General features: G+C 70.4%; 12 protein-coding genes. 10 read left to right on the forward strand and 2 right to left on the reverse strand.

The window, feature by feature from the left end; all coding sequences use genetic code 11:
* Nucleotides 1–365: 365 nt before the first annotated feature.
* The 3 genes from I8N67_RS39365 to I8N67_RS39375 all read left to right on the forward strand — a co-directional run bounded on the left by I8N67_RS39365 (nt 366) and on the right by I8N67_RS39375 (nt 3,787).
* Complete coding sequence (locus I8N67_RS39365; protein WP_234046999.1) at nt 366–1,169, forward strand: DUF2637 domain-containing protein; 804 nt, start codon at nt 366–368, stop codon at nt 1,167–1,169.
* Between the two features lie 345 nt (nt 1,170–1,514).
* Nucleotides 1,515–2,075: a MobC family plasmid mobilization relaxosome protein gene (locus I8N67_RS39370; protein ID WP_200309103.1), complete on the forward strand. Its 561-nt coding sequence runs from the start codon at nt 1,515–1,517 to the stop codon at nt 2,073–2,075.
* Nucleotides 2,072–3,787, forward strand: coding sequence for a relaxase/mobilization nuclease domain-containing protein (locus I8N67_RS39375; RefSeq protein ID WP_200309104.1), 1,716 nt, complete (start codon nt 2,072–2,074; stop codon nt 3,785–3,787). The genes I8N67_RS39370 and I8N67_RS39375 overlap by 4 nt, the downstream gene beginning before the upstream one ends.
* A 261-nt stretch (nt 3,788–4,048) precedes the next feature.
* Here the strand turns inward: I8N67_RS39375 and I8N67_RS39380 are convergent, their stop codons facing one another.
* On the reverse strand, nt 4,049–4,594 hold the full coding sequence (locus I8N67_RS39380; RefSeq protein WP_200309105.1) for a flavoprotein: 546 nt from the start codon (nt 4,592–4,594) through the stop codon (nt 4,049–4,051).
* A complete protein-coding gene (locus tag I8N67_RS39385) occupies nt 4,591–5,883 on the reverse strand; it encodes a helix-turn-helix domain-containing protein (RefSeq protein ID WP_200309112.1) in 1,293 nt (430 codons plus the stop codon). Before I8N67_RS39385 ends, I8N67_RS39380 begins: the two co-directional genes overlap by 4 nt.
* Nucleotides 5,884–6,059: 176 nt before the next feature.
* Between I8N67_RS39385 and I8N67_RS39390 the strand changes: the two genes are divergently transcribed.
* From I8N67_RS39390 to I8N67_RS39420, 7 genes are all read left to right on the forward strand, one after another.
* Nucleotides 6,060–6,491 carry an ATP-binding protein gene (locus I8N67_RS39390; protein WP_200309106.1) on the forward strand — a complete coding sequence of 144 codons (432 nt, stop codon included), beginning with the start codon at nt 6,060–6,062 and terminating at the stop codon, nt 6,489–6,491.
* A 39-nt stretch (nt 6,492–6,530) separates the two neighbouring features.
* Nucleotides 6,531–7,817, forward strand: a complete 1,287-nt coding sequence (locus I8N67_RS39395; RefSeq protein WP_200309113.1) for a carboxyvinyltransferase — start codon at nt 6,531–6,533, stop codon at nt 7,815–7,817.
* Nucleotides 7,814–9,049, forward strand: a complete 1,236-nt coding sequence (locus I8N67_RS39400) for a metallophosphoesterase (RefSeq protein WP_200309107.1) — start codon at nt 7,814–7,816, stop codon at nt 9,047–9,049. The genes I8N67_RS39395 and I8N67_RS39400 overlap by 4 nt, the downstream gene beginning before the upstream one ends.
* On the forward strand, nt 9,046–9,582 hold the full coding sequence (dcd, locus tag I8N67_RS39405) for a dCTP deaminase (protein WP_200309108.1): 537 nt from the start codon (nt 9,046–9,048) through the stop codon (nt 9,580–9,582). The genes I8N67_RS39400 and dcd overlap by 4 nt, the downstream gene beginning before the upstream one ends.
* Nucleotides 9,579–10,115 (forward strand): dCTP deaminase, encoded by a 537-nt coding sequence (locus I8N67_RS39410; protein WP_200309109.1) that lies wholly within the window; start codon nt 9,579–9,581, stop codon nt 10,113–10,115. Before dcd ends, I8N67_RS39410 begins: the two co-directional genes overlap by 4 nt.
* The gene (locus I8N67_RS39415) at nt 10,112–11,227 is read left to right on the forward strand and encodes a glycosyltransferase family 4 protein (protein ID WP_200309110.1); all 1,116 of its coding nucleotides are present in this window, start codon (nt 10,112–10,114) and stop codon (nt 11,225–11,227) included. The genes I8N67_RS39410 and I8N67_RS39415 overlap by 4 nt, the downstream gene beginning before the upstream one ends.
* A gap of 100 nt (nt 11,228–11,327) precedes the next feature.
* Nucleotides 11,328–12,371 (forward strand): serine hydrolase domain-containing protein, encoded by a 1,044-nt coding sequence (locus I8N67_RS39420; protein ID WP_200309111.1) that lies wholly within the window; start codon nt 11,328–11,330, stop codon nt 12,369–12,371.
* The last annotated feature ends 30 nt before the right edge of the window (nt 12,372–12,401 follow it).

The following is a 12,401-nucleotide window of genomic DNA, read 5'->3' on the forward strand; positions in this document are numbered from 1 at the left end:
GGGGCAAGACGGCAACGCGATCATGAAGAGCGCGCTGCCACCAACAGGACGCTGCCCCGATCCGTCTTGTTCCGTCCCGGGCGTCCTCGCCGTATCGCCGCAGGTCACAGCGCGTGCGGCCGGGACGGCAAGACGGATGCGATCCGTCCACGGCCACCGAACCGCAGCCCCGCCGCCCGTGTGCCCCCAGGACGCGCCGGCGCCGCCAGGACGGAACACCAGCCCTCCTGCCGTACCGGCCCTGACCTGCGCTTGCAACGGCCAAGACGGCAAAGACGGACCACGCCACCACCCCAGGAGAACCCCGCTTGACCACCCTCTCCACGCCCACCCACCGGGGCCATCGCCCTGTCGAAGGGAGGCCGATGACGACCAAGCAGGCGGCCGAGCGGTACGCGCTCATCGCGGCGGGAGTCGTCATCGTGGCGCTCACCGCCGGCGGGTTCTGGCTGTCCTACGCGCATCTCGCAGAGGTCGCCGGACAGCACGGCCTCAGGAGCTCCCCGGTCCGCCAGTGGGCCTGGCCGGCGACCCTGGACGCGTTCATCGTCGCGGGCGAACTGCTTATGCTCCGCGCGGGCCTGCGCCGGGTGACCGACTGGTGGGCGATCGCCCTCACGGCCACCGGATCGGTCGGCTCCATCGCGCTCAACGTGGCCGGGGTCAGCGGCACGGGCAACGCCAGCGCCGTGCCCCTGCTCGACTACGTGGTCGCCGCGGTTCCCCCGACCGCCGCGCTGCTGGCCTTCGGCGTCCTGATGCGGCAGATCCACCAACTGGTCGACCAACCCGCCGACCACTTCGACGCCGCGCCCGTCCAGTTGCCGGAACCACCGGTCACCGCGCCCGCCAAGCTCGCCGAGCCATGGGCCGAGTCGGTCGGCCTCGCTGAGCGTCCGGCCGCCGGTTCCGTCCAGCCGACGGAACCACCGCCCGAGGTTTCGGAGAGCACGCCGCGCGGTGGCCGTCCGCCCAAGGCCACGCTCGCTGAGCTGGTGGAGATCGGCCGGGTCGCCCTCGCTGAGCACGGCACGCTCAGCCGGTCCCTTCTCCGGAAGGCCGTCAAGGACAGGGACCTGACGATCGGCAGTCAGCGGCAGACCGAGGTGATGGAGATCCTCCGGCCCGAAATAGAAGCCGCCGCCAAGACCCGTCCGAGCAGCGGCTGACCGGAATCCCTGCGGGGTGACCGGAACCCCTTCCGGTCACCCCGGCCAGCCGACCATAGGCGCCGCTCGCCGCCCGCCTATCCACACCTGTGGACAGCGTGCCGGCCACCAGCACTCCGCCAGTCCTTCCCCACCGACCCACCTGCCCCCGCCCCTTCCGGAGAACCGCCCGTGACACACGCCCCGCAACGCCCCGACCACACTCCCGACGAGCCGCTGCCGCCGACGAAGTCCCTTACGCTGATGGGGCGTTTGCGCCGCGCGTTCGGACGGGCTGCCCCGGGCGGAGCCAGTAGTACCCCGAGTCCGACTCAAGGCCGGACTTCGGGGGGCTCCGCCCCGGGGGTGGCGGAGACGGCCCAGCGCCAGGGGGCGCCGGACCAGGGGGTCGGAGCCGAGGGCGGCTCCGACCCGGACACGCTTCACTCCGTCCAGCAAGCCGTCCTGCGCCCCGCCGCCAGCGCAGCCATCGCCGCCGGCGAGCCTGCCGTGCAGAGCGTGCAGCCCACGATCCGCTGCTTCACCGGCACCAAGCGCAACGACCGTGTCGGCCCGCTGCGCTTCACCGGCGACCAGCGAGCCCATCTCCAGCAGGCCGCTGCCGAGCACGGCTACAAGGGCGACTCCGGCTTCGCCGCCGACATCGTCCTCGCCTTCCTCACCGGCCGGTTCACCGCCAACCTGCCCCTGTCCGAGGACCGCCGCCGCACCCACATCTTCCGCGCCCAGGTTCTGCGCCAGCTCAACCGCATCGGCGTCAACGTCAACCAGATCGCCCGCGCCCTCAACAGCGACCACACCCCACCCGACATACGCCAACGCCTCAGCGAACTCCACCACCTGCTGGAGCTGATCGCCGAGGCCCTGCGCCAGCCCACCGACCCGGAGGAGGCTGGGACAGCGTGATCGCCGCCATCAAGCCCGCCGGGACCAACACCCGTGGCCTGCTCGCCTACCTCTACGGCCGCGGAACCCATGACGAGCACTTCGACCCGCACATCGTGGCCGGCTTCGCGATGCTCGGCATGCCAGACCCCGGCCGTGACGAGAACGCCACCCTCACCCAACTTGGCCGCTACCTCGACGAGCCCGTGCGGCTGCGCAACAGCGAGTTCGGCAAGCCGGTCACCGACCACGTCTGGCACTGCCCGGTCCGCGCCGCACCCGAGGACCGCTACCTCTCCGACGCCGAGTGGGGAGAGATCGCCCGCCGCATCGTCCAGGCCGCCGGCATCGCTCCGGCCGGTGACGACCTGGGCTGCCGCTGGATCGCCGTACGCCACGCCGACGACCACATCCACCTCCTCGCCACCACCGTCCGCGAAGACGGCCGCCGCCCCAAGCTCCACGACAGCGGCCTGCGCGTCGGCGACGCCTGCCGCGAGATCGAGAAGGACTACGGGCTGCGCCGCCTGAAGAAGGGCGACCGCACCGGCGCCCGCCGCCCCACACAGGCCGAGATGCACAAAGCCGAACGCCTCGGCTGGGAACAGCCCAGCCCCGCCTGGCTCCAGGACCGCATCCGCGCCGCCATCCCCCACGTGAGCAGCGCCGAGGAATTCATCGTCTACCTCGAAGCCAGCGGCATCGAGGTCCAGGTCCGGCGCGGCCCCTCAGGAGACCTCCTCGGCTACGCAGTCGGCCGCCCCGGCGACGTCAACGAGGCCGGCGAGCAGATCTACCACCCCGGAAGCAAGATCTCCCCCGACCTCTCCCTGCCCAAAATCAAGGCCCGCCTCGAATCCAGCCAACCCGAAGAACACCCCACCGCCCGCCGCAACCACCCCAGCACCCCCTGGCACCAAGCCACCGACGCCCTCGACACCCTCCACACCGACCTCGCCGACGACACCCACGCCCAAGCCCACATCACCGCCCTCGGCGAACTCCTGGAAGCCACCGCCCAGAAGGCACCCACCCATCTGCGCGCCGAACTCCAAGCCGCTTCAAAGGCGTTCGCCCGCGCCCAGCGGTCCCAGATCCGGGCGGAAGACCGAGCCGCCCACGCCCTGCGCAGCGCGGCACGCGACATCGTCCACACCGCCACCGGCCCCGACGGCAGCGCCTTGGCCGCCCTGGTCGCAGCCCTGGTCTGGGCCGCCATCGTCGCCGGGCGCTGGCACGAAGCGAAGAACCACGCCCACCAGGCCGACGCCGCCCGCCATGCCGTCCACCACCTCCAGACAGCCGCCGACCCCGCCCTCACCCCGACGCTCGCCGAACTCACAGCCCGTCCACCCAAGGAGGAAGCCCGCCGCGTCCTGGCCAGCGACGTACGAGCAGCCGTCCCCGACGACGCCGAGCGCATCCTCGCCGACCCGGCGTGGCCCGCACTCGCCACCGTCCTCGCCGACGCCGAAGCCCGCGGCCACCAACCCCACCAACTCCTCAAGGAAGCCGCCGCCCAGCGCGAACTGACCACCGCCCGCCAACCCGCCCGCGTGCTCATCACCCGCATCCAGCACACCGGCCGAAACCCAGCACCCAACCGCCGAGCCGAAGCCGCCCGCCTGCAGACGACCACGGCAGGCTCGATCCCCACTCAGCAGACCGGAAACGGTCGGATCCCGGCGGTGACTCCATCGCCCACCGAACAGCAGCACCGACAGCGCCGGTAGGCACCAAGCGCAGTGTGCCCATCCGGCATGGCCAAATCAGGCTTGGAAGCGGAAAGTGGCTGGCCCGCTGTCTTGACACCACGGCGCCCGCGAGGCGCTGGAGGATTGGGTCGAACCCCTCATTGACGTGGTGGACGTGCTACTTGGGCGGGCCGGTGGCCGGTTCTGAGCCGGGTACAAGCGCTCCGACTGAGAGTCCATGAACGGGCCCGGTTACCGGTGGCCGACCCGTAGGCATGACGGCGCACGGAGCAGCCCTGATCACGACCGCGCGGACAGCCTGGGGGCGAGCAGCTCCAGTACTTCCTCCCAGCGGTAGCGGTCGGCCCCGCCGCCGGCCTTCGGCCGGTGTGGTTCGTACGAGCCGATCAGGATGCCCATCTCGCGCAGCTGCTCCAGGCTCCTGCGGTAGGCGGGGTGGGCGGCCTGGGCGGAGTTCAGATACGGCAGTACGGCGATGGGGACGTCCGTGGCGGGTGCTTCGCACAGGATGCCGAGGGCGAGGTTGTCGGCGATTCCGGCGGCCCATTTGTTGACGGTGTTGAAGCTGGCCGGGGCGACAGCGATGGCATCGGCGGGCCGGGTCGGGCGCGGTTCGCCCGCCGAGCGCCAGGCGGAGCGGATGGGGCGCCCGATCTGGTTCTCCACCGCCTCCACGTTGAGGAAGCCGAGCCCTTGTGGTGTGGCGACGACGCCGACGTCCCACTGCCGCTCGTGCGCTGCGGTGATCAGCTTGCCGACGTCCCCGGCGACTCCGGCCGCGCAGACCACGATCTGGAGGAACGGCTTGTCGGACTGGTCACTCACGCAGGCACTCCCAGTTGGCGGCTGAAATGGTGCAGCTCGGGCAGGGCCCGGCGGCGGTCGCGGGCTGCCATGTCGGCGACCAGTTCGCGTACGGCCGGGCGGCGGATGTCCTGTGCCGCGCAGCTCTCGGCGATGCGCAGGGCCTGGTAGCCGTCGGCGAGTCTGCCCTGCTGACTGTAGGCGCGGGCGGTCTCCACCCACAGGGCGGCTCGGCGCTCGGGGACGGGAATGTGGCGGCGCATGAGGGGGCGTGCGGTCCGCAGGGCGATGCCGGCGTCGCCGAAGGAGACGGCCGCGCTGACCTCGTGCAGGGCGACGTTGGTGGGGCTGAAGTTCGCCCAGGCGTCCGGTTGGTCGAAAGCGACGTAGCGGGCCACTTCCTTGGCCTTGGTGAGGAAGTCCTGGGTGGTGTCGCGGTCGCCGTTTCTGCTGGCGGCGGTCGCCCCGCGCAGCAGGAGCAGTCCGACCGCCGCCAGGTAGCGGGGGGAGCGCTGGTCGTAGGAGCCGGTGAGCTGGTCGGCGGTGTGGCGGACCATGTTCACGGCTTGGGCGGTGTGCTTGTCCCGTACGAGGACGTGGGCGTGCACGCGGACGCTGGCGGCGAGGACGACCGGGTCTCCGGACCGTTCAGCCTCGGCCATGGCCCGACCGGCCGCGAGCCAGGCGTTGCCCTGGTCGGCTCGTTTCAGCAGCAGGCTTACCGATGTCTGGTACGCGGTCGCGAGCAGCCCGGATGCCTCCGCCGAGCCGGAGGAGCCACCGCCAGCGTCTTGGCGCAGGTCGGCGATCAGCCCCGGCAGGGCCTGCTCCAGTTCCGCGTAGTCGCACACGTAGAACATCCGGCGTACTGCCCGCAGCCGGTCCCGCAGCTCGTCGATGCCCAGGGCTTGCCCGGTGGCGGCGGGGCTCGTACCCGGCAGCAGGACGCGGATCAGGTCGTGATGCGCGGTGGTCGACGACGACGATGAAGGCGACGGCGGAGCCGCGAGCGCGGCCACGCTCGCGGCAAGGAAGGTACGGCGGTGCATGTCCTCTGCTCCGGGCTCGGCGGCGGGGCCGGTGTCAGCAGCGGTGGCGAGGCCGAGACGGTGCGGCGGAATGTCCAGCACCTGCGCGATCTCGCGCAGCGTGCGCACGTCCTCCGTGCCCCTGCCGCTTTCCAGACGGCTCACCTTCGACTGGTGATACCCCAGTGCGGCGGCCACGTCCTTCTGCGAGCGCCGCTGTAAAACACGTGCCTGACGGATCACTTCGCCGATCCGTCTCGCCTCGCTCTGTTCTTCGGCCATCTGTGCCACGGCCCCTCCTGCCGTCGCCGATCCTGCCTGCTCAACCGAGCGTAACCGAGCGGCGATTCACCGCGATGCGGCTCCTGCATAAGTGATGCAGCCCCAGCACACGGCGTAGTCCCGCTTGCCTCCGGAGCGGTTGCTTGGAGCAGCCGCACCGGTCCAGGAGGCAGCTCATGGAAGCGCACCAGATCCGATTCTCCGTTCACGGCACACCTGCCGCCGCCCGCTCCGCGCGGCAGCGGCTCGCGAACGGGATACGGCGCTGGGACGCCTCCCTCGACCAGGACCTGCTGAGCACGGCAGAGCTGGTCGCCGCCGAGCTGCTGACGAACGCGGTATGGCACGCGGGCCACGGCCCGATCTCGGCCGGCGCCCGCCTTGACGGCGAGCGTCTGCTGATTGAGGTGACCGATGCCGACCGAAAGGTCCCGCGAGCCGGACTGCCGGACATGGAGGCAGAGGGCGGGCGCGGCCTGTTCCTCGTCGCCGCCCTGGCCGATCGCCACGGAGTCGATCCGCTGCCGTCCGGTAAACGCTGCTGGGCCGAGTTCAAGGTCGGCGCCCCAGCCCAGTCCTCACGACACGTTCCTCTGCAAAGGAGTTGACGGTTGACAGCCGTACGGATCCCTCCAGTCGCCGCCGAAGTGGTGGCCATCCGACCCGGGAGCCCTCTCACCGGCTCCGTCACGGTCGACGGGTCCAAGAACGCATCCCTGCCGCTCCTGGCCGCCGCGGCGGCACTGCACCGCCCGGTGCACCTGGGCAACGTCCCCGCGAACGCAGACGTCGAGACGATGCTCGCCCTGCTCCAGCAGGCCGGCTGGCAAACGGCCCGACCCGTCAGCGACCCGCAGACCGCGGTGATCCTGCCGGGCGGCAAGCCCGAGGCCGGGCTCGACCTCGACATCGCCGCCCGCATCCGGGCCTCGTACTACCTCGTCCCCGCCCTGCTGTGCGCGTACGGGCGGGCCCGGCTCCCCTGGCCGGGCGGCTGCCGGATCGGGGAACGCGGCATGGAGCAGCACTTCAAGGTCTACGAACACTTCGGCGACCGCACGACCGTCGACGACCACGGCTACGTCGTGGAAGCAGCCGGCACTCCCCGGGCCGGAACCGTCGCGATCACACTGCCCTTCCGCTCCCGAGGCGCGACCATCGCCGCTCTCCTGCGCGCTGTCGTGGCCGGACGGCCACTGCGGCTGGGGATGCCCAACCTCTCGCCGGAAGTGCTCGCTGTCGTAGAAGCGCTGCGGGCGGCTGGCTGGCACTGCCGAGTGAGCGAGGCGCTTCTCGCCCTCGCGCCGCCCTTGGCCGCTCCGGCGGAGAGCATCGTCTGGCGGGTACCCGGCGACAAGATCGAGGCCGGGACTCTGGCGTGCGCGGTCGCGGTCACAGGCGGCGACGCGCGCATCTGCGGCGTACGCGCTGACGATGTTGTCCCCTTGGTTCGGTCCCTGCGATGGCTCGGGGTTCCCGCCGATGCGGAGGACGACGTGCTTACGGTCCGAGCGACAGACGTCCGTCCAACCAGCCGGTCACTGCGAGCCATCGCTTCCCTCGCCCCCAGCGGCCTGGACGCCGACTTCGAGCCCTCCCTGATGGCCTTGGCCCTCACCCGCCCCGGCACCCACCTCTTCTCCGACACCATCAACCCCGGCCGTCACGGCAACCTGCTGCCGCAGCTGGCCCGTCTCGGTGCCGCGATCCAGGAGCTGTCCTCCACCAAGTGCCGTCTCACCGGTCCGCAGCAGTTGACCGGGGCCGGAGTTGAGGCCACCGACATCCGGACCGGCTCCGCCCTGCTCATCGCCGGCCTGACCGCGCACGGCGTCACCACCCTGGGCGGCCTCGACCAGCTCCGACGCGGCCACGCCGACCTCCCCACCAAGCTGTACACCCTCGGCGCCGACATCTGCGAGGTCACGCCATGAACCGACAGTTACGGCGGATCATCGCCACGACCGACGTCCACTCCGCCTTCGCCTCCCCCGCACCGATGCTCGCCCACCTCCACGCCGCCAGGGCCGAGAGCCTGATCGTGGACTGCGGCGACTTCTTCGAAGGCAGCGGCTTCTACCGCCTCGGCCAGGGCCAGATCGAGCGCGAGATCCTGACCAGCCTCTACGACCTGCTGGCTCCCGGAAACCATGGCTGGCGCCACCACTTCGAGCCAGAGCTCCGCGAGATGACCGTGTGCGCCAACACGACTGACGACGCTGGCCTGCCCCTCTTCGACCGCGTACGCATCGAGCGGATCGACGGCCGACGCGTCGCCGTCACCGCAGTGATCGGGGCCCAGGCGTTCGACGCGATTCCCGCCGGCGATCGCGTCGGGCACCACGTCACCGATCCTGCCCAGGCCCTGCGCGAGGTGATGCTCGAACACCACCACCGCGCCGACACCTGGATCGTGCTGTCCCACTCCGGATTCGACGTGGACCTGAAGCTGGCCGCCGCCTGCCCCTTGGCGGACGTCATCTTCTCCGGGCACTGCCACAGCGACACGTACGGTCCCGTAGCCGTCGGCGACACCCTCGTGGTCAAGGGACGCGAACTCGGCATCGGGTACGCCGCCGCAGAGCCCGTCGGAACCGGCTGGGCCGCCCGCACGGGCACCTTCCCCCGCTCGCACGAGTTCCCCATGGGCCTTGCCACGGTGCAAGACAAGATCGCACTTGTCGACCGGACACTCGCGAGCCTGCTCGGCATCGTGAACGAGCCTTATCGGAATACCCGGTTGGACCGGCACCAGCTGCTGACAGAGATCGCCGGCCGACTGCACTCGGGCCTCGGCGCGGACGCAGTCGTCCTCAACGAGACCGCCCTGCGCTCCATGCCGCTCGGCGAACTGCTCACCCTCGGCGACCTGTTGACCATCGAGCCCTTCGACAACCAACTCGTCCACGCCTGCCTCTCCGACGACCAGGCCCAGGACCACGAGAAGCTGCTCAGCGACCTCACCGCACGCGTCGGCCCCCTGGTCACTGCTCCCACTCCTCTGCCCCCAGCCACGAGCAGCGTGTTGACGACTGACTACCTCGCCGACAGCCACCTCGGCGGGCGAACCCATCAAGCTGAACTGCGGCTCGGCCAAGCAGTACGAAGCGTTCTGGCCACACCCCTGGCGAGCACTGCCCCCACCGTCGCAGGAGGCGAGCAATGATCCTCACCGGACCCGAGATCACCGCCGCTGCCCACGACGGACGTCTGACCATCGCCCCCTTCGAACCGGAGCAGGTCAACCCCAACAGCTACAACGTCCGCCTCGGCCCCACCCTGCTGACCTACACCGACACCGTGATCGACGCCCACCGCCCCAACCCCACCCACAAGGTCACGATTGGAAAGAGCGGATACGTTCTCCGGCCCGGCGAGCTGTACCTCGGACACACCGTCGAACAGGTCGGCTCCGACATCTACGTACCGCTGCTCTTCGGCCGCTCCTCCGTCGGCAGGCTCGGGCTGTTCGTCGAGATCACCGCACCGATCGGCGACATCGGCTTCCACGGTCAGTGGACGCTGATGCTCTCCCCGATCCGCCCGCTACGGGTGTACGCGGGCATGCGCATCGGGCAGATCATGTTCTTCGTCTCCACCGGCTCCATCGCCCCCTATCAGGGCAAGTACCAGGACGCCGTCGGCCCGCAGCCGTCCGCCTACTGGCGAGACACTGCCCGGCAGGCGGTCGCCTCGTGATCCTCACCGGCCCCGCGATTAACGCCGCCCGCCAGGCAGGCGAGATCACGATCGACCCGTACGACCCCGCCCGACTCTCCCCGAACGCCTACGACTGGCGACTCGGCGACACCATCCGTATCTGCGACGGAGACCTGGACGCAGCCGTCCCCACTGAGTGCGCCGAGCAGACGATCCCCGCCGCGGGCCTGGTGCTGAAGCCGGGTGTTCTCTACCTCGGCGTCACGCTGGAGAGAACGGGCTCCGAGACGTACGCGCAGATGCTCAACGGCGATCGGAGCATCGGTGCGCTCGGCATCTGGGTCCACGTCTCCGCCCCACTGGGCCACCAAGGCCACGCCATCCGCTGGACCCTGGAGATCCGTGCCGCCCGGCCGGTGCGCCTCTACGCGGGCATGACCTTCGGCAAGCTCGTCTTCCTCACCGCCTTCGGCACGCCGGCCAGCTACCAGCAGCAGGGCGCCAAGTACGCGGCGACGGACGGCATCGACATCTCCCGCCTCTACGAAGAGAACCCCGGAGGAGTCCGGTGACTCCGCAACCGACCGTTGGGCCGCTGGCCGCCACCCTGCTGGATCTGCCCGTCGGAAGCCCGGGAGGCAGCGTCGAACTCTTCCTCGACCTCTACACGGGCGAGCAACCGCTCATCCCGGCACGGGCGTTCATGCTCGCTCCCACCGGCCCGCGCCCTCACCTCCCGGCCGGGCTCGATCTCCTCCAAGTCCCCGGGAAGTGTCTGGAGGGCCTAGCCTTCGGCCGATACGTCGCAGCCCTGCGCTCGGCACTGGCGGCCGCGATCGACCCGACCCGGATCGACGTCCTGCACCTGCAGCACCTCACCTTCGGCGCCACCCCCGCCCTGATCCGCGCGCTCCCCGCACACCCCCGCATCGCCCTGGTCCACGGCACCGACCTGCTCTATGCCGAGGCCCACCGCGACCAGCTCCAGGTACTGGACGAGACGACGAAGTCCGCCGACGCCATCGTCGTCCCCACCAACGCGATGGCCGACCAACTCCGCAAGCTCGTCCCGCTGGTCAACCGTCGCAAGATCACCCACATCCCCTGGGGCATCCCCGACCACCTGATCACCGACCCACCGGCCCGGCCAGTCCGCTCTCCGACAAGCCACCTGCGGCTGCTGTACGCGGGTCGACTCACGGCCGAGAAGGGCGTCGAGGCCCTGGTGAAGGGCCTGGCCTCGGTTCCGGGCGTCGAACTGAGCGTCGCCGCACCCCAAGCTCAGTTCCAATCTCTGATGCCACTCCTGCAACGAGCCGGCATACGAGCCCGCTACCTCGGCTGGCTCCGCCGCCCACAGCTGTGGAAGACCTTCACCGAGCACGACCTACTGGTCATGCCCTCCACAACCTTGGAGGCCATGGGCCTGGTCGCACTGGAGGCCCAAGCCTGCGGCCTCGCCGTCCTCTACCAACCCGTACCCGGCCTCAGCGAAACCCTCGCCGCCTCCGGCGTGGCAACCAACTTCACCAACCCCGCAGCCCTCGCCCGCGACCTGGACCGGCTACGCACGACACCCGGCCTGCTCCCGGCCCTCCGCCAGACGGGCCACGCGAACGCCGCCCGCTACCCGCTCTCCACCACGGCCCAGGCCCTGACCGACCTGGGCTGCCAGCTCACCTAGAACCACCCTGGCCAGCCGACGTCCGACACGCCATTGCCACATCCCACCCACCCCCGTCACTACGCTGACCGGCGGGACGCCCACGGCGAAGAGGGAGACCATGACGTACCGCACCGACCGCATCGAAGCCCTGCTCGACGAAGGTGTCCGCAACAAGGTCTACCCCGGCGCCGTCTGGGCCGTCGGCGACGCCTCCGGCATCCATGCCCACGGCACCACCGGCGTCCTCGACCCCGACAAACCGAACGCTCCGATGCGCCCCGACACCGTCTTCGACGCCGCAAGCCTCACCAAGATTCTCGCCGTCTGGTCCTCCGTCGGAGCCCTGTGGGAGGAAGGCAAACTCGACCTCGACTCCCCACTGGGCGAGTTTTGGATGGAGGTCGACGGCCACCCGCTCGCGGCCGTGACAGCCCGCCAGCTCCTCACCCACACTGCGGGCGTCCCGCTACGGGCCCAACTGAAGAACCTGTACGGCACCGACCCACAGGACATCCGCGACGGTGTGCTCCACGAAGCCCTGCACCGCCCGCCCGGCGAGGCTGTCGAGTACACCGACCGAGCCGCACTCATCCTCGGCTACCTCGCCGAACACCTCTCCGGCCAGCCCCTCGACCAACTCGCCACGGAACGCACCTGGCTGCCCCTGTGCATGAACTCCACCCGCTTCGGCCCCCTACCCGCCGAGGCGGTCCCCCGGTGCGCTCCCACCGAACTCGACCCGGACACCAACACCCACCTCAAGGGCACCGCCCACGACTTCTCCGCCCGCCTCCTCGGCGGCGTATGCGGCATCGCCGGCACCTTTACCGTCCTCGACGACCTCGCCCGCTTCCTGCGCTACATGCTGGACGGCAGTGCTTTCCCCGAACGAGCAGGCTTCGGGCCAGCCTGGGCCGCAGCATCGCTCACGGTCCAGACCGGCTCCCTTGCCCCCACTCGTGGCCTGTTCTGGCATCCTGCCCCCGGTACCGATCCGGCCGACGACATCTGGGTTCACTACGGCTTCACCGGCACCGGCATGTGGATCTCGCCCAGGCTCCAGCGGTGGGCAGTACTGCTGACCAACAAGCTCTACTACACCCGCGACCGTCAGCCTCTGACCGAAGTCCGCAACGCCTTCCGTTCCTTCGTCTTCGACTGACCGCCTTCCTTCGTCAGTGCTGTGCCGGGA

Origin of the sequence: Streptomyces adelaidensis (genome assembly GCF_016598475.1) — a bacterium.
GTDB lineage: Bacteria > Actinomycetota > Actinomycetes > Streptomycetales > Streptomycetaceae > Streptomyces > Streptomyces adelaidensis.